General features: G+C 38.5%; 21 protein-coding genes. 10 read left to right on the top strand and 11 right to left on the bottom strand.

The window, feature by feature from the left end; genetic code table 11:
• Positions 1-78 precede the first annotated feature (78 nt).
• The 4 genes from B2W36_RS10010 to B2W36_RS09995 form a co-directional block, all read right to left on the bottom strand.
• Positions 79-1,371 carry a DUF3472 domain-containing protein gene (locus tag B2W36_RS10010; RefSeq protein ID WP_293884673.1) on the bottom strand — a complete coding sequence of 431 codons (1,293 nt, stop codon included), beginning with the start codon at positions 1,369-1,371 and terminating at the stop codon, positions 79-81.
• Positions 1,372-1,835: 464 nt separating this feature from the next.
• A complete protein-coding gene (gene argC / locus B2W36_RS10005; RefSeq protein ID WP_209577779.1) occupies positions 1,836-2,849 on the bottom strand; it encodes an N-acetyl-gamma-glutamyl-phosphate reductase in 1,014 nt (337 codons plus the stop codon).
• Between the two features lie 100 nt (positions 2,850-2,949).
• On the bottom strand, positions 2,950-4,134 hold the full coding sequence (gene argG, locus B2W36_RS10000; RefSeq protein ID WP_209577777.1) for an argininosuccinate synthase: 1,185 nt from the start codon (positions 4,132-4,134) through the stop codon (positions 2,950-2,952).
• Between the two features lie 183 nt (positions 4,135-4,317).
• Positions 4,318-5,034 (bottom strand): GNAT family N-acetyltransferase, encoded by a 717-nt coding sequence (locus B2W36_RS09995; RefSeq protein WP_209577775.1) that lies wholly within the window; start codon positions 5,032-5,034, stop codon positions 4,318-4,320.
• A 576-nt stretch (positions 5,035-5,610) separates the two neighbouring features.
• Here B2W36_RS09995 and B2W36_RS09990 point away from each other — a divergent pair.
• Complete coding sequence (locus tag B2W36_RS09990) at positions 5,611-5,874, top strand: hypothetical protein (protein WP_293884674.1); 264 nt, start codon at positions 5,611-5,613, stop codon at positions 5,872-5,874.
• Between the two features lie 24 nt (positions 5,875-5,898).
• Here B2W36_RS09990 and B2W36_RS09985 read toward each other — a convergent pair whose 3' ends face one another.
• A complete protein-coding gene (locus B2W36_RS09985) occupies positions 5,899-8,007 on the bottom strand; it encodes a S9 family peptidase (protein ID WP_293884675.1) in 2,109 nt (702 codons plus the stop codon).
• Between the two features lie 339 nt (positions 8,008-8,346).
• On the opposite strand from B2W36_RS09985, the gene B2W36_RS09980 reads away from it, so the two are divergent.
• The 4 genes from B2W36_RS09980 (at position 8,347) to recA (ending at position 12,178) form a co-directional block, all read left to right on the top strand.
• Positions 8,347-9,972, top strand: a complete 1,626-nt coding sequence (locus B2W36_RS09980; RefSeq protein ID WP_293884676.1) for a S8 family serine peptidase — start codon at positions 8,347-8,349, stop codon at positions 9,970-9,972.
• 80 nt (positions 9,973-10,052) lie between these two features.
• Positions 10,053-10,244, top strand: coding sequence for a hypothetical protein (locus B2W36_RS09975; protein ID WP_209577767.1), 192 nt, complete (start codon positions 10,053-10,055; stop codon positions 10,242-10,244).
• 162 nt (positions 10,245-10,406) lie between these two features.
• The gene (gene nth, locus B2W36_RS09970) at positions 10,407-11,084 is read left to right on the top strand and encodes an endonuclease III (protein WP_293884705.1); all 678 of its coding nucleotides are present in this window, start codon (positions 10,407-10,409) and stop codon (positions 11,082-11,084) included.
• Positions 11,085-11,152: 68 nt separating this feature from the next.
• The gene (recA, locus tag B2W36_RS09965; RefSeq protein ID WP_209577765.1) at positions 11,153-12,178 is read left to right on the top strand and encodes a recombinase RecA; all 1,026 of its coding nucleotides are present in this window, start codon (positions 11,153-11,155) and stop codon (positions 12,176-12,178) included.
• A 308-nt stretch (positions 12,179-12,486) separates the two neighbouring features.
• Here recA and pruA read toward each other — a convergent pair whose 3' ends face one another.
• The 6 genes from pruA to B2W36_RS09935 all read right to left on the bottom strand — a co-directional run bounded on the left by pruA (position 12,487) and on the right by B2W36_RS09935 (position 16,919).
• Positions 12,487-14,124, bottom strand: a complete 1,638-nt coding sequence (gene pruA / locus B2W36_RS09960; RefSeq protein ID WP_293884677.1) for an L-glutamate gamma-semialdehyde dehydrogenase — start codon at positions 14,122-14,124, stop codon at positions 12,487-12,489.
• 159 nt (positions 14,125-14,283) lie between these two features.
• A complete protein-coding gene (gene msrA, locus B2W36_RS09955) occupies positions 14,284-14,937 on the bottom strand; it encodes a peptide-methionine (S)-S-oxide reductase MsrA (protein WP_293884678.1) in 654 nt (217 codons plus the stop codon).
• A 247-nt stretch (positions 14,938-15,184) separates the two neighbouring features.
• The gene (locus B2W36_RS09950; RefSeq protein WP_293884679.1) at positions 15,185-15,793 is read right to left on the bottom strand and encodes a superoxide dismutase; all 609 of its coding nucleotides are present in this window, start codon (positions 15,791-15,793) and stop codon (positions 15,185-15,187) included.
• Between the two features lie 101 nt (positions 15,794-15,894).
• A complete protein-coding gene (locus tag B2W36_RS09945; protein WP_293884680.1) occupies positions 15,895-16,362 on the bottom strand; it encodes a nucleoside deaminase in 468 nt (155 codons plus the stop codon).
• 9 nt (positions 16,363-16,371) lie between these two features.
• Positions 16,372-16,713 (bottom strand): tRNA-binding protein, encoded by a 342-nt coding sequence (locus B2W36_RS09940; RefSeq protein WP_293884681.1) that lies wholly within the window; start codon positions 16,711-16,713, stop codon positions 16,372-16,374.
• The gene (locus B2W36_RS09935; protein WP_293884682.1) at positions 16,710-16,919 is read right to left on the bottom strand and encodes a hypothetical protein; all 210 of its coding nucleotides are present in this window, start codon (positions 16,917-16,919) and stop codon (positions 16,710-16,712) included. The genes B2W36_RS09940 and B2W36_RS09935 overlap by 4 nt, the downstream gene beginning before the upstream one ends.
• Positions 16,920-17,006: 87 nt before the next feature.
• Between B2W36_RS09935 and B2W36_RS09930 the strand changes: the two genes are divergently transcribed.
• The 5 genes from B2W36_RS09930 (at position 17,007) to B2W36_RS09910 (ending at position 25,256) form a co-directional block, all read left to right on the top strand.
• Complete coding sequence (locus tag B2W36_RS09930; protein WP_293884683.1) at positions 17,007-17,615, top strand: porin family protein; 609 nt, start codon at positions 17,007-17,009, stop codon at positions 17,613-17,615.
• Positions 17,616-17,786: 171 nt separating this feature from the next.
• Entirely contained in the window at positions 17,787-18,557 is a 771-nt protein-coding gene (locus tag B2W36_RS09925; RefSeq protein WP_209577750.1) for a succinate dehydrogenase cytochrome b subunit, read from the top strand.
• A gap of 57 nt (positions 18,558-18,614) precedes the next feature.
• Positions 18,615-20,549 (top strand): fumarate reductase/succinate dehydrogenase flavoprotein subunit, encoded by a 1,935-nt coding sequence (locus B2W36_RS09920; RefSeq protein ID WP_293884684.1) that lies wholly within the window; start codon positions 18,615-18,617, stop codon positions 20,547-20,549.
• Between the two features lie 14 nt (positions 20,550-20,563).
• Positions 20,564-21,337 carry a succinate dehydrogenase/fumarate reductase iron-sulfur subunit gene (locus tag B2W36_RS09915; protein WP_293884685.1) on the top strand — a complete coding sequence of 258 codons (774 nt, stop codon included), beginning with the start codon at positions 20,564-20,566 and terminating at the stop codon, positions 21,335-21,337.
• A gap of 166 nt (positions 21,338-21,503) precedes the next feature.
• Positions 21,504-25,256, top strand: a complete 3,753-nt coding sequence (locus B2W36_RS09910; protein ID WP_293884686.1) for an ATP-binding protein — start codon at positions 21,504-21,506, stop codon at positions 25,254-25,256.
• The last annotated feature ends 8 nt before the right edge of the window (positions 25,257-25,264 follow it).

The following is a 25,264-nucleotide window of genomic DNA, read 5'->3' as shown; positions in this document are numbered from 1 at the left end:
GTAAAAATCCCCTGTTCAACTTTAATCCAACCGCGCCCATTGATTACTAAATATTTAAAAGAAAATTAAACATAGGTTTTAAGGTAATTTATCAAAGTCAATTTTTGGAGCTTTTCCCTTATTAACAAATTCAAATTTGCTTCCTGGCTTAACGATTTCATTAAAGAAACCACCATTTTTTAGAAAATAACCATTTTTTGTTATACCACCAATTGCATCAATTCGCTGATTAGCACGGTACGTATTGTCGACACTCAATGACGCCTCTTGAACAGCCTTCCACTGCCCATCATATACCCATTGATTGCCAAACTCAACCTTTCTACCTAGATACCCTTGATTAGGGCTAAAATTCTCCAAGAAACTGTGGAATCGCTTCAGATAGGTATTCGTTTGTGGGCGTTTGAAACTTGCAATCACATTCCAGGCATTCTCTTCCGGAATAAAAAACCAAGCGGTATAATCAGTATTTCCTTTTCCATCGGGCTCTCCTTTCAAGAGAAACTTATAGGTTACCCCCGCCTTCCAAAAATACTTGCGGTAACTCTGTCCGCCAGAACCCTCGTTGCCAAATTCTCCGGAATGCACCTCTTTTCCTTTTTTCAGCAAATGGATTTTCTGTTCCTCCGGAATACTTTTCGGATCATCCGTATGGAATGGACTCCATACTGAAAAAAGAATACGCCGTTCTGTTTCCGAATTTACCTGTATACCAAAATATCCTTCTCCAAAACCGTTGGCCATAAAATAGGAACCAACTTTATCTTCTCCTGGAGGAACCGTCACCTCATTATAATAGTAGCTGACATTGCCTGCTGTAGGTACTGTGTAATTTAAATGGCAGGAAGGCCCTCTTCTGGACCAGTAATAATATTCGGGATCACTCGAGTAGATAAGACCATTGGATGCAGCCTCTCCACTAACAACTAATGCTGTTACATCGGCGAAGCGACGACCTGATTTACTTACTCCTGTTAAGTTGACCTGTACATAACCTGGAACCTTGATATCAATTAATAAAGCAGCTGTTTCCGATAGTTCAGTACCTTCTACATCTACGATCGCTTTTTTTCCCAATGCTGCGATTTCGATTTTAGATCTACCACCATCATTTTTTGCTTTCAGCTTTAGTGTTAACTTCCCTGCTTTCTGTGCTCTAAAATAGACCGATGCCACTTCTTTTTCGCTGGACCATCTCACAAGACCATTTCGACCAGAAATCTCTGCATTACCAGTTTGTCCTGCGGTAATGAAAGCATTGCCTGCAAGCGGAACTGTAAAAGTCTGTTGCGCTGTCTGCGCGATACTCGAAATTGACCCACAGAATAAGGCCCCCATAAAGAAGTACTGGATAAAGTGTTTTCTTTTCATATTTTATTTATCAATGTATATATGCACAGATTAGTATACCAACTTGGTCATTCATGCTTTCCATGAATTTAAGCTACCGTTATACCCGAAGCCCTCACATCGCCCAACTGCTATATCCGTTCTGAAATTTGACGTATAAGCTATCCTTCACTTTACTATTGAATAAGGATGGTATCGGTTCCTGAGCCGGATTATTGGATGAAGATAAGGGTTAGATTTAGAGAAAAAGAAATCAAATGTATATCAATCGATTGTGTAAAAAAACAGCCATAAAAAGAAGAAGATTCCAGCTGTAATCGATTGATGAGAAAAGGAGATAAAACGTATCAAACCACCAAGATTTGTACTACAAATGACCAATGCATAAAAAAAGTGAAGGGCTTGACTCTTCACTTTTCCACATGATGTTAATAACTATGTTAATAACATTACATCGATTGTAAGGTTATCACTGAGCTGATTAGTTAAAAACCAACGCTCTTTAAATTTAATCCTGTACGTTCATCTAAACCGAACATTAAGTTCATATTTTGCACCGCCTGTCCAGACGCCCCTTTCAGCAGATTGTCTGTTGCATTTAAAATAAGCAACTTGTTTCCATGCTTTTCGAGGTGGATAATACTTTTATTCGTATTGACAACCTGCTTGAGGTCGATATTTTTTTTGCTGACATGCGTAAAAGGGTGGGCTGCATAATACGTCTCATACACTTCATAAGCCTCTTCTTCGGACAAGTCCGTATCAACATAAATTGCCGAAAAAATTCCTCTGGCAAAATCACCACGCTGCGGCACAAAATTAATTCTTTCAGCGGCACGTTCCAGTAATGACTTGCTGGACACAGGTAAAAACCCCGCTTGAAGTTGATCCAGCGACTCGGAAATTTCCTGCAAATGCTGGTGCTCAAAAGACTTGTAGGCCGAAAGATTATTGTTGCGCCAAGAAAAATGTGTCGTCGCTCCTGGTTTCTGTCCCGCTCCCGTAGACCCAGTAGTTGCATTGACATGAAGCTGATTTGGCAACAAACCTTTACTAGCCAATGGCAACAGCGCCAACTGTATATTTGTTGCAAAACATCCTGGATTTGCAATATATTGTGCGATCTTGATTGCTTCTTTGTTTAATTCCGGAAGCCCATATACAAATTGCTGTCCTTGATAAGCCGTATTTGCCCGGAGCCGGTAATCTTGTGAAAGATCAATAATCTTCACAGATGCATCAACTGCATTTGCATCCAAAAATTTACGTGCATCGCCATGGCCAACACATAAAAACAAGACATCAATATCAGAGTGAAAATCAGAGGAGAACGTCAATTCCGTATCTCCGAATAAATCATTGTGTACTTCATATAACTTATTTCCGGCATTAGAAGCACTATTGGCAAATACGATTTCCACCTCAGGATGGTAAATCAACACACGTAATAACTCACCACCGGTATATCCTGCCGAACCAATTATCCCAACTCTTATCATTTTCTTGAATTTAGTATTTAGGTATGCTTTAAAATGTTATGCAATGCATTTTTTTCTATTAATTTCGTCATAGGGGAAAATACATTGCATAAAACATGGTTTATTTTTGATTCACTTTGTGCCAAATGATCGTTTGATTTCCAAAAATTTTGGAGAAACCTTTCACGTCGTCACCTGTATAACCTTTATTCATTTCACCGTAACTACCAAATTTATTAGACATCAAGTCATGCTCAGACTCCACACCGATAACTACAAAACGATATGGATGAAGTTCAACTATCACGCGGCCAGTCACAGTCTCTTGTGAGGATTGTAAGAATGCTTCGATATCGCGCATCACCGGATCGTGCATCTGACCTTCGTGCATATAATTACCGTAGAAAGCAGCGATCTGATCTTTCCAGGATAATTGCCATTTGGTTAAGGTATGCTTTTCTAAGGTGTGATGTGCCTTAATTAGAATCACTGAAGCTGCGGCTTCAAAACCCACACGCCCTTTGATACCGATGATGGTATCTCCGACATGAATATCACGACCGATTCCATAAGGTTGAGCAATAGCTTGCAATTCCTGAATGACCTTAACAGAAGCCATTTTTTCTCCGTTTAAAGCTACTGGCTCGCCCTTTTCAAAATCTATTGTAATTTGCTGTGGTTCTGAAGAAGTCACTGGAGTCGGCCAAGCCGATTCTGGCAGATATTGATTGGATGTCAATGTTTCTGCTCCACCAACAGAGGTACCCCAAAGTCCTTTATTGATCGAATATTTCGCTTTTTCGGCGGAATATTCAACCCCATGTTTGTTCAAATATTCTATTTCTGCTTCGCGGGACAATTGTAGATCGCGAATAGGCGTAATAATTTCAACCCCTGGGATTAACGTCTGGAAAATCATATCAAAACGCACCTGATCATTTCCTGCACCTGTAGAGCCGTGGGCGACACATTCAGCGCCGATTTGCTTTGCATAGTTTGCGATAGCAGTAGCCTGACATACACGCTCGGCAGACACTGACAATGGGTAAGTCGCATTCTTTAGCACATTACCGAAGATCAAGTATTTAATAGTTTCGCGGTAATAGTCTGCTGTTTCGTCAATCGCCGTATGTGATTTTACACCTAATGCATAAGCACGTGCCTCAATATTCTTCAATTCTTCATCCGAAAAACCACCTGTATTTACAACGACGGAATGAACCTCTAAACCTAAATCTTGCGTAAGATAAATACAACAAAACGAAGTATCTAATCCTCCGCTGAATGCTAAAACTACTTTTTTCATTGAGATAAATTGTTTTTTTATTATGCTGAAACTCTTCTTAAGCGACCGGCTTTAATTAAGCCTGAAGCCTGCTGTTTCATCACTGTTCATTATTTATTTTCAATGGCTGCTAAGCCAGTTGACATACTATGTATGAAATTGCGGAGAACGATGTATGACATCAAATCGCTCCTATTAAACTTATCAAAATCCCTTTGCGACTTTATTGTGCTTAGACAAATTGATAGACGCAAACTTGTTTGCCGATTTCCAGAACTTCGCCTGTATACGTTTTAACAAAGATTGTTTTTGTGTAATTCTTTCCAAGCGTTCCTTGGCTTCATGCTTACGCTGGATCTTCTCACGCAATTCACGCTCTTTTTCTTCCGGGTCCCAAAGCATGGCTGTGCACATACAATTTTTACGGTCTTTACTCATCAGGATCTCATAGTTGACACAACTCTGGCAGCCCTTCCAGAATTCATCATCTGTAGTCAGTTCGGAATATGGAACCGGTTCGTAACCCAATTCCGAATTGATTTTCATTACGGCGAATCCCGTTGTCAAGCCAAAAATCTTTGCTTTGGGGTATTTTTCACGAGAAAGGTCAAAGACTCTTTTTTTGATTGCTTTGGCCAAACCTACTTTTCGGAATTCGGGATTGACAATCAGACCGGAGTTGGCAACATAATCACCATGTCCCCAAGTTTCTATATAACAAAAACCTGCCCATCGGCCATCTTTATGTAAAGCAATCACTGCTTTACCTTCATTCATTTTGTTGGCAACGTACTCTGGTTTACGACGCGCAATACCAGTGCCACGAGCCTTTGCAGACTCGAACATTTCGTCGCAAATAACCTCTGCATAATGTGCATGCTCAGGTTTAGCCGGGATAATTAAAAAATCTGATATAGTCATTGACTTACGACCCTAATAATAAAACAACAACTACCGCCGTGTTTTGTTGACTAAATAAATTAAAATAACGGATTCAAAACCATCGGACAATCATGGTCTTACTTGGAAAGATTCACTACCTCAAATCAAGCCCGAGGTAGTATGGGTCGTCGGAAGCGTAAAACAGGTATTTCTACGAAAATGAAAGCACAGAAGACCTTCTTCATAAACTTTTCAAAAGTTTGCGTATAAGAATAATCTTTCTTTTTGTTCTGTTTCATTTTTTTATGATCTGTCAATTGTTTCTGACGATGCAAATGTATAAAAATATTTTTTTCTTTTCCACAATATTCTCATTGATTTTTTGCAAAAATTAAAAATTCAAAATCTAACATAAAGGCTACTATGTAAGCTTCATTTTCAAGCGATTAATCCGCAACAATACGGGACTATACTGCACATATTAGCGATGTTAATTTAACAATAAAACAGATAAAGGTTTAACGCTTTATCAATTGAAATTGTTGTTTTCTCTATAGGTTCGTTATTTTTAGTCAAAAACGATACTTTTGTAAGGATCATTTAATGGAGAATAATATGTCACCGAGTTTAATTTTCTATATTATTTTTGCGGTCCCTTACATTGTATTTATGTATTGGCTCGTTAAACAAGACAAGCATAAGTATGCCTGGGGGATAGCAATCATTACTATCGTTGCCATATTGGCTATATACGTGTCGCAGAAAGCCAGTAAAGTGGCAATGGACAATTATCAACAGCATCAGATAGATTCGAGAGAAATCGAAAGAGAAGAGCGTTTACAAAAACAACAGGATAGTATTAATCATGCTCAACAATAAAAAAAGCGGTTAATACCGCTTTTTTTATTGTTCGTTTGCATAGTCTGGAATAATTCCTTCCAATTTAAAGAGAAAAGCATATTCCAATGCGATTTCCTTTAAATAGTCAAACCGACCAGAGGCTCCACCGTGGCCATAATCCATATCTGTTTTCAAGAGTAAAACCGCATCCCCAATTTTTGTTGCACGCAGTTTGGCCACCCATTTAGCCGGTTCAAAATACTGCACCTGACTATCGTGTAGCCCTGTGGTAACAAGCAAATTTGGATACTCTTTCGGTTCAATATTCTCGTAAGGCGAATAGCTTTTCATATAAAAATAAGCCTCCTCATCATTTGGATTACCCCATTCATCATATTCATTTGTCGTCAACGGTATTGTATCGTCCAGCATCGTATTCACAACATCCACAAAAGGAACCTGAGCTATAATGCCATGGTATTGCTCGGGTGCAATATTAGCAACTACTCCCATTAGCAGACCTCCGGCACTCCCCCCTTGCGCATAGAGATGTTCCGATGTACAATAATGCTGGTCAATCAAATATTGACCACAATCCACAAAATCATAAAAGGTATTCATCTTGTGCATCATTTTTCCCTCTTCATACCATTGACGCCCCATTTCTTCTCCACCTCTAATATGTGCCAAGGCGTAGATAAATCCACGATCCAGTAAACTCAGCCTATTGCTTGAAAAAGTAGGATCCATCGAAGCCCCATAGGAGCCATATGCATATTGCAATAAAGGGGCTGTGCCATCCAGTTTGGTTCCTTTCTTATATACAATAGATAGAGGTACCCGAACACCGTCTCTTGCAATAGCAAAGATACGTTCGGTAATATAGGCTGCTTGGTCATACCCCCCCAAAACTTCCTGTTGCTTCAATAATACTTTACGCTGTTCGGCCATATCATACTCGTAAACCGAATTTGGCGTCACTAAAGAGGTATAACCATATCGTAACTTATCACTGTTGTATTCAACATTAATACCCGGGTATACCGTATAGGCAACTTCTCCGAAATCCAAATAGTGCTGATGCTTACTCCTTAAATTATAAATTGCCAATTGGGTCAATCCATTTTTCCGTTCAGCAATCGCCAAGAAATCCTTAAATTCTTCGATATCACTGATCAATACATCTGGTCGATGGTCTAAGAATATTTGCCAATGAATACGCTCGGTGCGATCCAATGGACATTGCATGATTCGAAAATTAATAGCCCCATCATTCGTAAGAATTAAAAACCGATCTTCCAATACAACAACAGAATAAAGAACATCGTGAATCCTAGGCTGAAAAACACGAAATGCTGACTGCGGGAAATCCGCATTCAATAACCAGATTTCCGAGGATAATGTTCCCTCCGAGTTGATAAAGATATATTTTCCATTTTTCGATTTACCAACTGCAATATAATTTGTGTTATCTTTTTCTTCATAAACAGCCACATCCGAAGCCGGATCACTTCCCAATGTATGCCGCATAATCTTTTCACTGAGCAACGTAATAGGGTTCTTTGCGGTATAAAAAAGGGTTAGGTTATCATTTCCCCAAATTGCCGCCCCCTCGGTATTCCTTATCTGATCGGGGAAAATTGCTCCAGTTTCCAGATCCTTCACATATATGGTATATTCTCTACGGGAAACGGTATCTACACTAAAAGCGAGCAACCGGTTATCCGGACTCACTGAAAATCCTTTTGCTGTGTAATATGCATGTCCCTGAGCAAGCTGGTCTACATCAAGCAATACTTGTTCTTCGGCATCGAGTGTACCCTTTTTCCGACAGAATTTAAAATATTGTTTTCCCTCTTCTGTCCGGCTATAATAATAGTAGCCGTTTTTATAATAAGGCACTGACTCATCTTTTTCTTTAATACGGGATTTAAGTTCATGAAATAGATCTTCCTGCAGGTGCGCAGTATCTTCAAGCATCAAGTTGGTATAAGAATTCTCTTCCTCTAGATAATCAATCACTTCTTGCGCTTTTTCTCCCTTTTTAAAGTAATCGATCATCCAGTAATAATCATCTTGAACAGTATCATTATGTACCTTTCTGATATGGGGATAAACAGCTGCTTTTGGGGCCATCACGTTAGGCCAATATATTTTTTTATGGTGTTGCATGCTCTTTTAATATGCTATTTTGATGAACTCTTTTTAGGAAACGGACTGTTTCACTGGAGTAAAACAGAATTTGTTTATAAATGGGTTGAATTTAAGATATTTCTTCAACAGTTCGGCGTGAAGGGATAGATTATAGGCACTTTTAATAAAAATTAACAGTTTCAGAAGAGCCATTAGCATTATCTTTGCTATCCTACTTCAGTCGGGTGTTGTTGCACTTACCTGCGTAGGAAGAACATGCGCAGGAAGAAAATTTAATATAAACAGAATAGCTTATCATGGTGTCATAGCTTCATTGAAAAAAATGAGTGCAGACACCTTATCAATAATTATTTGCATATGAATTTAAAGAAATCACTATATCTCATTACTTTAGGCGCTTTACCCCTCTTTTCTTTCGGGCAGTCGGATACCATTCCAGCAAATTGGTTCAATCTGGATTATAAAACGGATGGGGTTATGGGAATCAGTACCGAAAAAACATATAAAACTTTGTTGAAAGGGAAAAAATCTATCCCAGTCATTGTTGGTGTACTGGATGGTGGGGTGGATATTCATCATGAGGATCTCAAAGATGTGGTGTGGATCAATACCAAAGATACTCTCGCCAATGGTGTGGACAATGATGGCAATGGTTATATCAACGATAAATACGGCTGGAATTTTATTGGAAACGCTGATGGAAAGAATGTTCAGTTTGACAACTTGGAATTGACAAGGCTGCTTAAGGCATTGGATCAAAAATTTGCTAACATCACAGCTGCATCTGAGCTCAATGACGTAGGCCGAAAAGCCTTCGCCAACTATCGAAAGATGACTGCTGAATATAAAAACAAACTCGAAGAAGCGAAAATGGGACAGTTTTCATATGACGCGCTTAAACGCAATATAGATGCTGTCGTGCGTGAAATCGGCAAGAAACCCGAAGACATCACGCAAGAAGATATAGACAATTTTAAAGCAACCTCGAGCACCCAACGGATTGCACTTGGCTATGCAAAAGATGAAATACAAAATGGTGGTTTTGCCAAATTTTTCGATGATATTACCGAAGGCGCAAAATATTTCAATAACCAGGTAGATTACCATTTAAATAAAACGTACAATTCTCGACCTATCGTTGGTGATGATTACGAAGATGCTTCGGAGCGATACTATGGTAATGCCGATGTGAAAGGGCCAGACGCATTACATGGAAGCCATGTGGCGGGAATTATTGGTGCAAAACGTAATAACAACATTGGTATTAACGGAGTAGCAGACAATGTTAAGATACTCACCGTTAGACTTGTCCCTGATGGTGATGAGCGCGATAAAGATGTGGCAAATGCGATTCGCTATGCAACAGACAACGGCGCAAAAGTAATTAATATGAGCTTCGGAAAGGGTTACACCTATAATAAACAGACGGTAGATGATGCAATCAAATATGCTGAATCAAAAGATGTATTGATGATCCATGCCGCAGGGAATGACAGTGAAGATAACGATATTGAGCCTAATTTTCCGATGAAATATTATACTGATGCAAAAGGGGATACAACCGGAGTTGCCAATGCTTGGATCACAGTAGGTGCAACTGGCCTCCACCTGGACAACGAACTTCTTGCGGATTTTTCCAATTATGGCAAAAAAACTGTCGATGTTTTTGCACCTGGTGTGCGCATCAATTCAACCATACCGGATTCGAAGTATAAAGAAGAACAGGGTACTAGTATGGCTGCTCCCGTTGTTGCCGGTTTAGCCGCAATGATCCGTTCTTATTATCCAACTTTAAGTGCTGTGGAGACCAAAAAGATTATTATGGAATCTGTGGAAAAGCCAGACCAACTGGTACGCGTGAAAGTTGGTGAAGATGCAACAAAAACGGTTCGCTTAGCCGATATATCCGTCACTGGAGGTATTGTCAATGCCTATAATGCCATCATTAAAGCAGAGGAATATACCAATAGAAAGAAAAAATAAATATTTTCTCGTTTTTTATACCAAAACCATCTTTTGTCCGTTTAATTATTTAACTTACAGAGACAAAACACAAGATGCTTATGGTAGAAAATTTTACCCAATCAGAAAACGAAGTTCAAAATTTGATCACCCAAAATGAAAAGGTAATGACAGACGAGGACATTGAAAATGAATTGAAACTTCAATTACCAAAAATGTTGCTTCATCCAAGCAAAAGATGTATTAAGAATATCCTCGCATATTCTAAACAACTGGAAAAAAGAAAGGCCTAATCTCGAGATTAGGCCTTTCTTTTTTAAACTTACATCGCTAGTAACAATTGGTCTAAACCAGCGACAGTTTTTTTGCACCTTGCAATCTAAGGGTAGATTATTCCCCATGTAATGCATTCCAAAATTTCTTTTTTGATGGAAATTTTGGCTAGTTTTGAAGCAATGTTAAAACAAGAACGATACAAGGCTTTCGTAGATTATTTCTCCAAAAATAGTCCTGATGCACAGACAGAACTCAATTATGGTAATGCATTTGAATTACTTGTTGCGGTTATTTTATCTGCACAGTGTACAGATAAAAGGATCAATCAGGTTACGCCCAAATTGTTTGAGCGCTATCCCGATGCACATAGTTTGGCAGCTTCTAGCGTAGAAGAAGTATTTAGCTATATACGATCGGTAAGCTATCCGAATAACAAAGCTAAACACCTTGTCGGCATGGCTAAAATGCTGCTTGAGCAGTTCGACAATAAGGTGCCGGAAAAAATCGAGGATCTTGTGAAACTTCCGGGCGTTGGTCGAAAAACTGCTAACGTCATTTCTTCTGTCGTCTACCATAATCCAGCGATGGCCGTAGACACACATGTTTTTCGTGTAGCAAATCGTTTAGGCCTAACCTATCGCGCCACAACGCCGTTGGCCGTAGAAAAACAGTTGGTGAAAAACTTGCCTAAAGATACGATTGCGATTGCGCATCATTGGCTAATTTTACATGGACGATACATCTGTCTAGCCCGAAAACCACGCTGCGAGAAATGCCCGATCACTTATATGTGCAAATATTTCGAAAAAAATCATCGTATCAAAAGTGTTTCGGATAAGCTAGAAATAAAAAGCTAATTTTTTTAGTGAATAATAGTTGGTTTATGATTTTTAATTTTTAATTTTGAGAAATATATACTAAAAATATGAGCAACACAGATAAACTAAAAGCGTTACAGCTGACGTTAGATAAATTAGAGAAGAACTTTGGAAAAGGTTCAATTATGAAATTAGGAGATACTGCTGTTGAGCCTATCGAGGCTATTTCTACAGGATCTCTTGGTTTGGATATCGCCTTAGGGATAGGTGGTGTACCAAAAGGCCGTATCATTGAAATATATGGACCAGAATCTTCAGGTAAAACTACTTTAGCAACACACATTGTTGCCGAAGCACAGAAAAAAGGCGGTATTGCAGCTATCATCGATGCTGAACATGCTTTTGATAAATACTACGCTCAAAAATTAGGCGTAGATGTGGAGAATTTATTGATTTCTCAACCAGATAACGGTGAACAAGGTTTAGAAATTGCGGATAACCTAATCCGTTCTGGAGCAATCGACGTTATTGTTATTGACTCCGTTGCAGCTTTGGTACCAAAAGGCGAAATCGAAGGTGAGATGGGTGACTCTAAGATGGGACTTCAAGCTCGTTTAATGTCCCAAGCTTTACGTAAGCTGACGGGTACAATTTCAAAAACAAACTGCTGTTGTATTTTCATTAACCAGTTGCGTGAAAAAATTGGTGTAATGTTTGGGAACCCAGAAACGACAACGGGTGGTAACGCACTTAAATTCTATTCTTCTGTTCGTTTAGATATCCGTCGTACATCACAAATCAAAGACTCTGATGAAGTATCGGGTAACCGCGTAAAAGTTAAGATCGTAAAAAATAAAGTAGCCCCTCCATTCCGTATCGCAGAATTTGATATCATTTTTGGTGAAGGTATCTCTAAGGTCGGTGAAATCATCGATTTAGGTGTTGAATACGGCATCATAAAAAAGGCAGGTTCTTGGTTTAGCTATGGTGACACGAAACTAGGACAAGGCCGGGATGCTGTCAAATCCTTGTTATTCGACAATCCTGATTTAATGGATGAACTTGAGGGAAAAATCCGCGCCGAAGTAACAGGAGAAGATCCTATGCTTAACGTCGAGGAAAACGAAGACTAGTTGCTGTAAAAATTAGTATAATGTAGGTAGCCATTCTGTATAGGATGGCTACTTTTTTATAGGACCTATTTTTAACCTTGCCACAAGGTTAAAAAGTTCAAAGACTGAGTCCGTAAAGCTACAAGAAATCGAATACTATTATGTTCACAATCAAACGCACTAAAAAATTCGCTGAACGCGCCTAATGCTATAATAAAAATTAATCCTATGCAAATAGAATAAATGTGCGTAGAGAAGTGAAATTCTTTTAAAAATAGAAAAGGACGCTTTAAGCGTTCTTTTCCATTTATCAAGGTAGCTTCGCTTCCTTATTCTCCTTTTTCCAAGAAAGGATATTTATAATCTGTATCCGGATTAAATGTCTCTTTGATTGTACGTGGAGACACCCAACGAAGCAAGTTGATCATTGACCCGGCTTTGTCATTTGTACCAGAACCTCTAGCACCACCAAAAGGCTGTTGACCTACGACAGCACCAGTACATTTGTCATTCACATAGAAGTTACCCGCAGCATGTCTTAATTTATCTGTCGCTAAATTGATAGCATAACGGTCCTGTGCAATAATGGAACCTGTCAGAGCATAAATGGAAGTTTTGTCGACGATAGCTAATGTTTCTTCAAACTGAGCATCCTCGTAAACATATATAGTCAAAACTGGCCCGAACAACTCTTCAACCATGGTCTCGTAATCTGGCTTTGAAGCTTCAATAATTGTTGGATGAATGAAATAGCCCTTAGATTTATCGTAAGTACCACCGACTACAATTTCTGCATCAGTAGATTCTTTAGCTCTATCGATATATTTTGCCAATTTATCAAATGATTTCTCATCAATAACAGCATTGATAAAGTTTGTAAAATCTTCTGTTCCACCGATTGTAAATGACTTCACATCGTTCGTCATAGATTCTTTCAATGCAGGCCACAATGATTTAGGAATATAGGCACGTGATGCTGCTGAACATTTTTGACCTTGGTATTCAAAGGCGCCACGAACCAATGCCGTATTAGCAACTTTCAGATCTGCCGAGGGATGAACAACGATAAAATCCTTACCACCTGTCTCACCAACAATACGTGGATACGTTTTATATCGGTGAATATTATTACCAATCGTTTTCCAGATATCCTGGAATACTCCTGTTGAACCTGTGAAGTGAATACCTGCAAAATCAGGGTGTTGGAAAATCACATCACCTGCATCAGGACCAGAAACGTATACCAAGTTAATAACTCCATCGGGAAGTCCGGCTTCACGGAAGATCTTCATTAGTACATTCGCCGAATAGATCTGTGTATTGGATGGTTTCCATACCACGACATTTCCCATCATGGCGACACATGAAGGTAAATTACCTGCGATAGCTGTAAAATTAAATGGGGTTAATGCAAATACGAACCCCTCCAGAGGGCGTTGTTCCACACGGTTCCAAACACCTTTTCCTGAAATAGGAGGTTGTTGCTTATAGATCTCAGTCATGTATTGCACATTAAAGCGCAAAAAGTCAGTGATTTCACATGCTGAGTCGATTTCTGCCTGATAGGGGTTTTTAGATTGCCCCAACATCGTCGCAGCATTCAGCTCATAACGGTATTTTCCTGAAATCAATTCAGCAGCTTTTAAGAAAATCGCCGCACGATCTTCCCATGCAAGATTTTCCCAATCTTTTTTTGCTGTTAAAGCGGCATTGATTGCGTCTGTTACGTGAGATTTATCACCTTGGTTGTATTGACCTAAAATATGTTGATGGTCATGTGGAGGAGCTATTGTTACTTTTTTAGAAGTAGTGATTTCTTTACCGCCAATATACATTGGGATATCGATCTGTTTTGAACGTGCCTCATCAATTGCTGCTTTCAACAATTTGCGTTCTTTTGTTCCGACAGCGTAAGTATACACCGGTTCATTGGTAGGAACAGGAACTGTAAAAAATCCTTTAGACATATTACAAGTATTTATTATTCAATCAAAAACACTATTTATTAATCATGAAGTCTATCCAACCTATTATTTGGTATGAAAGAACATGATTTCAACTTATTGACTTGACACTAAATAGCGCTAATAGCGTAAAATTACCTTAAATATTATGAATACCCAAAGTTACTGTCCCTCTTTTACCACCTTGGAAAAGATACGTTTAAATTTTTCCAATTTCGGTTTAATGACCAATTGACAGTAAGGTTCCTTTCCATTTAAGCGGTAATAATCTTGATGATAGTCTTCTGCCGGATAAAATATCGTTGCCGGAACTACTTCGGTTACAATAGGTTTATTAAAAACCTTTTCTTTTTCCAAAGCCGAAAGATAATACCGGGTCTTGTCAAGCTGTTCTTTAGTATGCACAAATATAGCTGACCGATATTGCGTACCAACGTCGTTTCCTTGTCGATTAAGTTCAGTAGGATCGTGTGCTACAAAAAATGCCTCTAATAGCTTATCGTAACTGATCAGATTGGGATCAAAAATAATATGAGTTGCTTCGGCATGCCCGGTGCTCCCGCTACAAACTTGGGCATATGTCGGATTCTTGGTCCATCCTCCGGTATATCCTGACACAACATTTACAACACCTTTCAGTTCTTTAAATTGTGCTTCGGTACACCAAAAACAGCCCGCGGCAAATGTCGCTGTATCCAGCTTAGCCGCATTTTTTAATGGCAATTTAGAGAAGTCCTCTTGCTTGGTCTGCGGTTTCTGCCCCTGACAGGATGTAAAGGTAACAAGTGCCACAAAAATTATAAGAAAATTTTTCATATGCATAGTTGTCTATTTGTTTGTACACGATAGATGTCGTACTAGTTTTATCAGCAATGCTGCACAAATCCAAATAATATGTAAAATAGACTCAGTTTACTGAAATAAATCTTCGCGATACCTTAGATACAAACAGCAAGTAGAGCGAACTGAAGATTCTTCATAGCTAATACCGCGGGAAACTTTCAGAAAAAAAGCGACAATAAATTGAATTGTCGCTTTTCTGATTTTATTATCAAATGAAGTTTTATTTTGATGCGGCATAGTTCTGCGCTACGGCATCCCAATTGATCACATTAAAAATTTCTTCCAGATACGCTGGACGCTTGTTTTGAAATTTCAAATAATAAGCGTGCTCCCAAACGTCAATACCTAGAATTGGTGTACCTTTCACTTCAGCAACATCCATCAATGGATTATCCTGATTTGGTGTAGAAGTTACCGCTAATTTTCCATCAGCATCAACGATTAACCAAGCCCAACCAGATCCAAAGCGAGTGGCTCCAGCAGCTTGAAGTTGTTTTTTCAACTCATCAAATGAACCAAAAGTAGCATCGATTGCTTCAGCTAATTCACCCGTTGGAGCTCCGCCAGCGTTTGGACCCAGAACTTTCCAAAACAAAGAGTGGTTATAATGGCCACCGCCGTTGTTACGTACAGCTGCAGAATATTTACTTACATTTTTGATGATATCCAATAATGATAGATTCTCTGCGTCTGTGCCTGCGATTGCTTTATTTAAATTATCCACATAGGCCTGATGGTGTCTGTCATGGTGGATTTCCATTGTAGTCTTATCAATATGTGGTTCCAATGCGTCGGCTGCGTATGGTAACGCTTCTAATTCAAATGCCATATCTATTTTAATTTAAATGATTATTACTTTGTTTATATATACAAATATAACACAATATATAACGTTATGTTTTTATGTGTTACAATAAATTCAATATCTTACTACCGTTTTTGACGAAAAAATGATTTTACCAAATCAGCGCATTCTGCTTGCAAAACACCGTGTGAAATTACCGTTTTGGGATGCAATATTTTATCATGAAAATGTGAATAACCGCGCTTTTCGTCTTTTGCTCCATACACTATTTTCCCGATGTGTGTCCAATAAGCTGCTCCAGCACACATAATACAAGGCTCTATGGTGACATATAAAGTACATTCATCCAGGTATTTACCACCAAGATAATTCGCAGCTGCTGTAAATGCCTGCATCTCTGCGTGAGCTGTCACATCATTCAATCGTTGTGTCAAATTATGCCCCCTCCCTATTACGCGCCCGCGATGAACAATAACTGCTCCAATAGGCACTTCTCCCTCTTCATATGCCATCTTTGCTTCGTTCAATGCCATACGCATAAAAGATTCATCGCTATCGATCAGTTGTGTTCCTTCAAAATCTAGAAATGTCATGACACAAACTTAGCTAAGTTTAGATCCATTTGGTAATTTTTTATCAACAGAAGTCAAAACAATATCCCCATTTTCATCTGGAAAACCGGTCACCAAGCATTCCGAAAAAAAATTAGCGATCTGTTTTTTGGGGAAATTCACGACTGCAACGACTTGTTTTCCGATCAGTTCTTCTTTGCTGTAGTGTACCGTAATCTGGGCACTGCTTTGCAGTATACCTATCTTATCACCAAAATCGAGTTTCAATTGATAGGCCGGTTTCTTCGCTTTTGGAAAATCCTGCGCATCCAAAATTGTTGCTACCCTCAAATCCACCTTCTCAAAATCGCTCCAGCTAATGGTATTACTCATAATCTATTGCTACTGATATCCTGAATCTCTTTACCTATTGTAAATAAAATATAGGAAGGCTTCCGCCGCAAACGCAAAGACAACCTACTGATCAACTTATCTTCTTCTCCTGCTTGAAAAGCTAAATCTTCGTCACTTAAATGATTGTACTTGCGACGGAGTTTTTCTTTGGCTACTTGCCATTGTTCTTCGTTAATTTTCAGCATAACTAAGATTTAGGTATAAAATTTGTATATCTTTACTGAACTGTAAAAGTTTCTTTAAAGATACAATATATACATAAATAAAAGATTATGAAAAAGATTTTACCAGCATTACTTTTGATTTGTGGTAGCGTAGCAACGGCACAGGCGCAGCTTCTACCTGGATTTGAGGTGGGTGTTAAGGGAGGGTTAAACTTCTCAAAGCTTAAAAGCGATGGCAAATATTTCAATTCTGACACGAAAGCTGGCTACCAAGCGGGCCTTTATGGCCGTGTTGGTGTATTAGGTTTCCATATTCAACCTGAGTTATATTTAACAGGTAAAAACACGACTGTTAATGGAAAGGATGAAAATGGCTCGACAACTACCACTAATGTTAAATTCACCAGTATTGATGTTCCCGTTTTATTGGGTAAACGTTTTGGTTTGGGACCGATTGGCGCACGGATTCAAACTGGTCCAATATTTTCATTTAATGTAGATGACAAGCAGGCTAAATTCATTGATCAATTAAATCCAAATAACTATAAAAAGAGTGGTACTTCATGGGCATTTGGTGTAGGTGCTGATGTTTCCAGTTTGCGCATAGATCTCCGTTATGAAATGGGCTTAAATAAAGTCAACAATGAGAGTCAGGCTAATCCAAAAATCAATATGTGGAGTATCGGTTTAGGCTACAGATTATTTAGTATTCTATAGCAGGTTAAGCTGCGTTTCTATACCGTTCGAAAGTCCGTTTTTTTTCAAAACGGACTTTTTATTTGAATAAACTTTAGAACCGTTCTAAATTATTGCTTTTTCTTGTCAAAATGGTATCATATTTAATAGCAAATAGTAGATTTGCCTAATTAAAATTAAATTACAAGGATAATGAGTAAATCAAAGCCAGTTTTCAGTTCTTCGATTGGGAAGAAGCTAATCATGAGCTTAACAGGAATCTTCCTATGTTTATTCCTAGTTGTTCACTTGGTTGGTAACTTGCAATTATTTAAAGATGATGCGGGTCTAGCGTTCAACAAGTACGCCTATTTTATGACTCACTTTACACCAATCAAAGTTGTTTCTTACTTATTGTATGCTTCGGTAATTGTTCACGTCATCTATGCTATTACATTGTCGATGAAAAACAAGGCCGCCCGTCCTATTGGTTATGCCAAATATGATGGTCAAGCAAACAGCAAGTGGAATTCACGCAACATGGGTATCTTAGGTACTGTCATTTTAGTATTCTTAGCGACACACATGTCTAATTTTTGGTGGAAGTTTCACAATGATGAAGTGCCGTACATCGAATACCGTACTGATTTGGCAACAGGGCAAACCACAGCGAGAGAACTTCAAGCATCTGAATTTCATGACTACCAAGAAACGGTAGAAAACAATGTTCAAATCGTAAAAGCAAGAGATTTGTACAAGCAAGTTGACTTTGCTTTCAAAAATGTTGCATTGGTAGCTTTGTATGTTATTGCGATGGCAGCTTTGGCGTTCCACTTAATTCACGGTTTCCAATCTGCATTCCAAACTTTAGGTTTTAACCACAGAAGATATATTGGAATTGTCAGAGCAATCGGTGTTTGGGTATTTGGGGTATTAATTCCAATTGGCTTTGCAATAATGCCATTGTTTTTCTTCTTTAAATAATTCAGAATCTTTTAAGATAAAGCTCCGGCTCTATCGATCAATATAAAATTAAGAGATATGTTAGATTCAAAAGTACCAGCGGGCCCATTAGCCCAAAAGTGGTCAAATCATAAATTTAATCTGAAGCTGGTTAACCCTGCTAACAAACGTAAATTTACAGTTATTGTTGTTGGTACAGGACTTGCTGGTGCATCTGCAGCAGCGTCATTAGCCGAGTTAGGATACAATGTAATTACATTCTGTTATCAAGATTCACCACGTCGTGCACACTCTATTGCAGCACAAGGTGGTATCAATGCAGCAAAGAGTTACCAAAACGATGGAGACTCTGTTTTCCGTTTATTCTACGATACAATCAAAGGTGGTGATTACCGCTCCCGTGAGGCCAACGTTTACCGTTTGGCAGAGGTATCTGTTAATATCATCGACCAATGTGTCGCTCAAGGTGTTCCATTTGCACGTGAATATGGAGGTTTATTAGATAACCGCTCTTTCGGTGGCGCGCAAGTAAGCCGTACATTCTATGCCCGTGGTCAAACTGGACAACAATTATTGTTAGGTGCTTATTCAGCATTGAACCGCCAGATAAAAAAAGGGAAAGTAAAATCCTATACGCGTCATGAGATGTTAGACCTTGTTATGATCGATGGTCATGCTAAAGGTATCGTCACTCGTGACCTGGTTTCAGGTAAAATAGAAACGCATGCTGCACACGCAGTATTGATGTGTACAGGTGGTTACGGTAACGTATTTTTCTTGTCTACAAATGCGATGGGTTGTAATGTTACAGCTGCTTGGAGAGCACACAAACGTGGCGCTTACTTCGCTAACCCTTGTTATACACAGATTCACCCAACTTGTATCCCTGTAACTGGCGATCACCAATCGAAGTTAACATTGATGTCAGAGTCTTTACGTAATGACGGCCGTGTGTGGGTTCCTAAAACTCAGGAGATGGCTGAAAGATTGCGCAAAGGTGAGATCAAAGCCAATGATATCAAAGAGGAAGACAGAGATTATTTCTTGGAGCGTAAATATCCTTCATTCGGTAACTTGGTACCACGCGATGTGGCCTCTCGTAATGCGAAAGAAGCTGTCGATGATGGTCGTGGTGTCGGTAAAACTGGTTTCGCGGTATTCTTGGATTTCAAAGAAGCTATCGGCCGTCTAGGAGAGGACGCTGTACGTGCTAAATATGGTAACTTATTTGACATGTATTATCAAATCACTGACGAGAACCCTTACAAACAACCAATGCGTATCTACCCAGCTGTACACTACACAATGGGTGGTGTTTGGGTTGATTACAACTTGATGACAACAATCCCTGGCTTATATGCTTTGGGTGAGTGTAACTTCTCTGATCACGGTGCAAACCGCTTAGGTGCATCGGCATTAATGCAAGGTCTTGCCGACGGTTACTTCGTCATTCCTTACACTGTTGGAGATTACTTAGCAAAATTAGGTTCATTTGCACCAGTAGATCACAGCCATCCTGCTTTCGAATCTACACGTAAGGAAGTTGAAGAGAAAATCAACAAATTGTTGTCTTTAAACGGTACACAAACTGTTGATGATATCCACAAAAAATTAGGTCTCATTATGTGGGAGTATTGTGGTATGGCTCGTACAGCTGAAGGACTACAAAAAGCACAAGGTTTGATCCAAGAGTTGAAAAAAGAATTCTGGACAAATGTTAGAGTTCTAGGAGAGAACGAAGAATTAAATCTTTCGTTAGAAAAAGCTGGTCGCGTAGCTGACTTCTTAGAATTGGGTGAATTAATGGTTGTTGATGCCTTACAACGCGCTGAGTCTTGTGGTGGTCACTTCCGTTTGGAAAGCCAAACTGAAGAAGGTGAAGCAAAACGTAACGATGATGAATTCGCCTATGTATCTGCTTGGGAATACAAAGGAGACAATGTACCTGAGGAATTACACAAGGAAGACTTGGTATTCGAGAACGTTCAGTTAACACAAAGAAGTTATAAATAAGAAGGAAAATTATCATGGCACAACATATGAATTTAACGCTGAAAGTTTGGCGTCAAAAAAATGATAAAGATAAAGGTCAATTTGTAACTTATCAGGCAAACGATATCGCTGATGATATGTCTTTCTTAGAGATGCTTGATATTGTCAATGAAGAATTGACTCGTAAAGGAGAAGATCCAGTATATTTCGATCACGATTGTCGTGAAGGTATCTGTGGGATGTGTTCATTAGTAATCAATGGTCGCCCTCACGGTCCTAAAGAAGGTACTACAACCTGTCAATTGCACATGCGTAGCTTCCATGATGGACAAACTATCGTGATTGAACCTTGGAGAGCTGCGGCATTCCCAGTATTGAAAGACCTTGCGGTTGACCGTACCGCATTTGACCGTATCCAACAAGCAGGTGGATATGTGAATATCAATACAGGTGGTGTTCCTGATGCAAACGTTATTCCTATTCCTAAACGTATTGCTGACGAAGCTTTCGAATCAGCAACATGTATCGGTTGTGGTGCTTGTGTTGCAGCATGTAAAAATGCTTCTGCAATGTTATTCGTATCGGCAAAGGTATCTCAATTTGCTTTGTTACCTCAAGGGCAAACTGAACGTTACGAACGTGCACAGGCAATGGTAGATCAAATGGATGCTGAAGGTTTCGGTAACTGTACCAATACTGGTGCTTGTGAAGCTGAATGTCCTGTAGGTATCAAATTAACAAACATTGCTCGCTTAAACCGTGAGTACTTGACTGCTAAAATCTTCAGACAAGAAGAGCCTCACGTTTAATTATTGGTATTCGATACCTTTCGTGTTTTCAATAGCTTACAAAGCAGCGAAAATAGTGCAAAAATTCTCTCTGACCAATCAAAGGAGGTCATGTAGAAAAATAATATAAAAGTCCTTGCCCTAAGAAAGCAAGGACTTTTTTTTATATTTACAATAATGTAAATTGATGAACGTGAATTCTGGTATAAAAATTCGACTACTCTTACTTATCTTAACGCTATGCTTTATAGGAACAGCTATCACCATCAAAGAATCTGTTACCAATAAGGAAATATTAGACATTGATACAAAATCACTAAATAACTATATCGCTCAGCAAGAGAAAAAAGTAGACCGTATTTTCAACGATTCTCTTTTGCTCAAAACTTTCAAAAACTACGATCAGTATCCAATCGCGGTTTATCAGGCCTTTGAAAAATTCAAAACCAAAGAAAATGTCTATCTATTTCTTTTTAAGGACCACGAGCCGAAGATGTGGAGCACACATCTATTTGTACCGATTACTGATCAGGGATTTCCTGAAAAATCCAATTTTATCCAAGATGATAACCGCTCTTACGTCGTTAGAAAGAAAACAATTGGTAATATCAGTATACTCGCCTATATTATTGTAAAAGGATATACCAATAACAACAATCTCTATTTAAGCAGTTCACTGCGGAGAAACTTCTTCGACTCCAGAAATATTGATATTGCCTCCTATACAGATACGGTAACCATTAAAAACATTTACAGTAAAGAGGGATCTTACCTTTTTTCTGTTAAGCTCAAAGACGGAGAGCATGAAAATGCTTACACAATTTTGCAATTTTTCTGCTGGTTACTTGCTTTAATTGCATGGTTGATCTTCTTCAATAGCCTTTGCCTTCATATGGCCAAAACAGGCAGGGCCTGGTGGTCTATACTACTGCTGTTGGCGATATTTAGTTTGGTCAAATTCGCCGATCTCAAATGGAATTTGCTATCTGAAAATGCGACATTTTCAATTTTCGACTCGCGCAACTATGCCTATAATCGTTTCTTCCCGAACATCTGGTCGGTCATGTCCACCACAATTTTAATATTATGGCTCATTCTATTTATCTATTCAATTCGCAAAGAGCTTAATTTTGACAAAATAAAAAATATCCGGCTCTTTAGAGTGCCCATAGCCATCGGATTTATTCTGAGTATATACCTGTCGTTCGGGCTATTATACGATATCGCCGGAACGTTAATTACGCACTCCAACAATATTTATTTTGATTTTACAAAACTGGTCGATTTACATTTCTTAAGTTGGGTCGATCTTGGCATTGTCGGCATAGGTATTTTGGCCTTAAGTATTTACATCGACCTTGTGCTCTTTTTTCTTAAAAAATTAGAGTTAAAGCCAACACAGTTACTAAATATCCAACTGGCATGCGTCATCTTTGTCATTTTGATCATTTCCTTTTATATAGAAAAAAATAGCCTTGTCAACTTACTACTCGCGCTAATTATTCTTATTAAATCTTTCGGTGAGAAATATTTCAATCGGCATATACTCACAAACTATATCGCGGTACTGATACTTTGGGCAATCATAAGTGCTATTACGCACGCTCGTTTCTACCAGGAAAGAAACTTGATTGATATGAAGATATTGTTGGGCAACCTACAGTCCGAAGATGATGTGAATGCTGTGTCGTTATTCTCCGATATTGAAAGCAGCCTGGCAAACGATCAAGAATTAAAGCATCTATTTAATATCAGTCTACCCTACACAAACACAGAGGGCATCAACGACTTCATTAAGAAAAAATACTTTAGCGGCTATCTCTCCAAATACGAATTCAAAGCCTATTATTATGATCAGAACAATAATCCGCTGAATGCTGCAAGCCAGAATAAGCTCAATGAGTATCGCGAAAAAGTGATCAATAAGTCGATAAAAGTAACTCAAAACTTCTATCGTGCCGGCGGAGAACTCGGTACACATGAATACTTTTCTATCATTCCAGTGTCGATTGACCAAAATAGAATCGTCAACGTTATTATCAATCTCTCCAATAAAGACTTCAGTTACACGGTCCCTTATCCCGAAATCCTTACCGATATGCGGATCAACAACTCACAGTATTATAATAAAGGAGACTATTCGATAGCCCTTTATAAAGCAGGTTCTCTAATAACACAATTTGGAAAATATACATATGAAAACAATTTAAGAGGTCTCAAAGGTACTCCTGGAGAATATATTGAGATCCTAGACAAAGATGCATACCTGCACATGGCCTACATCGCCAATAAATTTTCAACCTATGTTATCAGTAAACAAAAACCTTCTTTTTGGGACTATTTAGCAACGACATCTTTTCTATTCCTGGTGTTCTTTATGATTTTTATGCTGTACCACTTCATAAAATCACTCTATATTTTTCTTAAAAACACCAAGCTTACTTTCCGAAATTTAAAGTATCAGTTCTACAGAATTGTGAATAAGATACAATATTCTACACGTATTCAGACATCTATTATCTCCTCCGTTATACTCGCTATTCTTATTTCAGGTGTAATTTCTTATATCAGTATCAATAAACAACTTTATAACAACAATAAAACAAGTAAAGAACGTTTTATAATTGAACTTGGCAAACGGATGGAAAATATGCTGACATATACGGATGAAATTTCCACCGAAACTCAACTCATCAGCATTCTAAAGACATTGTCCGAAACAATTTCCAAGGACTTTAATCTTTATTCCAAATCAGGCAGGTTGCTCTATAGTTCACAGCGTAGAATTTACGATTTGGAGCTTTTCTCTACATTCATCAATCCCGCTGCACTGAAGAATCTATCGATATTAAAAAAGTCAGAGACGATTGAAGATGAGCGGATAGGTACTTTCCAATTTGAAACTAGTTATGCCACCATCAGGGACAAAAATTACAATACCCTGGCTTATATTGGCATACCAAACTTCTCCCTTCAAAAAGAAGAAAATATCAATAAAAATCTTCTATTAAATACCATAGTAAACATTTATTCGCTGATCATCATTGGCTTTGGGTTTTATGCCACGTTTGTTGCCAACAGTGTCACCAATCCACTGAGCATCATCAGTAAGAAAATTTCACAGCTGCGCTTGGGACAACCCAATGAGCCGTTATTTTGGCAGCGAAATGATGAAATAGGTACATTGATCAAAGAATACAACCTTATGATCATAAAGCTTGAAGACTATGCCAATAAAATCAAAGATACGGAGCGGGAATCCACTTGGCGTGAGATGGCTCAGCAGATAGCACATGAAATTAAAAATCCATTGACACCAATGAAATTGGGTATTCAGCAACTACGCAGATCTTACAAAGATGATGATCCTAAATTTCCAGACAGATTTAATAAATTCTCTATTTCATTTATCGAGCAAATCGATGCTCTAACGCATATTGCATCCGAATTTTCGCATTTTGCAAAATTTCCAAATACGATGATGGAGAATATCAATATCGTTGAAAAAATAACAAAGTCTATTTCGTTATACAATAATACGCCGAGTGTAAGTATCCGTCTCATCAATAACGCTGATCATAAAACATTGATTGTAAAAGCGGATGGTAATGAACTCTTGCGGACGTTCAATAATTTAATAAAAAATGCTATCGAGGGTGGCTATGGCCGAAAAAACATGAAGATCGAAATTTCCATTGAACGCTACTCGGATAATTTTGTTAAAATCGATGTCAAAGACAATGGGTATGGAATTCCGAAGGAAATGCAGGATAAAATTTTCCAGATAAATTTCACCACAAAAAGTTCGGGAAATGGCTTAGGATTGGTACTTGTCAAGAAAACAATCGAAGCCAGTAACGGTCAGATCTATTTTGAGACCGTAGAAGGCGAAGGCACGACATTTCATATCCTGCTTCCCTTACAGCAGGCAGAATCTTAATAGTGATT

This window comes from Sphingobacterium sp. UBA3549 (assembly GCF_002376635.1).
Classification (GTDB): domain Bacteria; phylum Bacteroidota; class Bacteroidia; order Sphingobacteriales; family Sphingobacteriaceae; genus Sphingobacterium.
Note: the sequence above shows the minus strand (reverse complement) of the source record. Positions and strands in the feature narration are given on the sequence as shown.

Coding starts and splice junctions, on each gene's coding strand:
- B2W36_RS10010 (WP_293884673.1), bottom strand. CDS start 1,371: ATGAAAAGAAAACACTTTATCCAGTACTTCTTTATGGGGGCCTTATTC.
- msrA (WP_293884678.1), bottom strand. CDS start 14,937: ATGAAAAATTTTCTTATAATTTTTGTGGCACTTGTTACCTTTACATCC.
- B2W36_RS09910 (WP_293884686.1), top strand. CDS start 21,504: ATGAACGTGAATTCTGGTATAAAAATTCGACTACTCTTACTTATCTTA.
- B2W36_RS09985 (WP_293884675.1), bottom strand. CDS start 8,007: ATGCAACACCATAAAAAAATATATTGGCCTAACGTGATGGCCCCAAAA.
- pruA (WP_293884677.1), bottom strand. CDS start 14,124: ATGTCTAAAGGATTTTTTACAGTTCCTGTTCCTACCAATGAACCGGTG.
- B2W36_RS09940 (WP_293884681.1), bottom strand. CDS start 16,713: ATGAGTAATACCATTAGCTGGAGCGATTTTGAGAAGGTGGATTTGAGG.
- B2W36_RS09920 (WP_293884684.1), top strand. CDS start 18,615: ATGTTAGATTCAAAAGTACCAGCGGGCCCATTAGCCCAAAAGTGGTCA.
- nth (WP_293884705.1), top strand. CDS start 10,407: ATGTTAAAACAAGAACGATACAAGGCTTTCGTAGATTATTTCTCCAAA.
- B2W36_RS09925 (WP_209577750.1), top strand. CDS start 17,787: ATGAGTAAATCAAAGCCAGTTTTCAGTTCTTCGATTGGGAAGAAGCTA.
- B2W36_RS09945 (WP_293884680.1), bottom strand. CDS start 16,362: ATGACATTTCTAGATTTTGAAGGAACACAACTGATCGATAGCGATGAA.
- B2W36_RS09935 (WP_293884682.1), bottom strand. CDS start 16,919: ATGCTGAAAATTAACGAAGAACAATGGCAAGTAGCCAAAGAAAAACTC.
- recA (WP_209577765.1), top strand. CDS start 11,153: ATGAGCAACACAGATAAACTAAAAGCGTTACAGCTGACGTTAGATAAA.
- argG (WP_209577777.1), bottom strand. CDS start 4,134: ATGAAAAAAGTAGTTTTAGCATTCAGCGGAGGATTAGATACTTCGTTT.
- B2W36_RS09990 (WP_293884674.1), top strand. CDS start 5,611: ATGTCACCGAGTTTAATTTTCTATATTATTTTTGCGGTCCCTTACATT.
- B2W36_RS09980 (WP_293884676.1), top strand. CDS start 8,347: ATGAATTTAAAGAAATCACTATATCTCATTACTTTAGGCGCTTTACCC.
- B2W36_RS09930 (WP_293884683.1), top strand. CDS start 17,007: ATGAAAAAGATTTTACCAGCATTACTTTTGATTTGTGGTAGCGTAGCA.
- B2W36_RS09995 (WP_209577775.1), bottom strand. CDS start 5,034: ATGACTATATCAGATTTTTTAATTATCCCGGCTAAACCTGAGCATGCA.
- argC (WP_209577779.1), bottom strand. CDS start 2,849: ATGATAAGAGTTGGGATAATTGGTTCGGCAGGATATACCGGTGGTGAG.
- B2W36_RS09975 (WP_209577767.1), top strand. CDS start 10,053: ATGGTAGAAAATTTTACCCAATCAGAAAACGAAGTTCAAAATTTGATC.
- B2W36_RS09950 (WP_293884679.1), bottom strand. CDS start 15,793: ATGGCATTTGAATTAGAAGCGTTACCATACGCAGCCGACGCATTGGAA.
- B2W36_RS09915 (WP_293884685.1), top strand. CDS start 20,564: ATGGCACAACATATGAATTTAACGCTGAAAGTTTGGCGTCAAAAAAAT.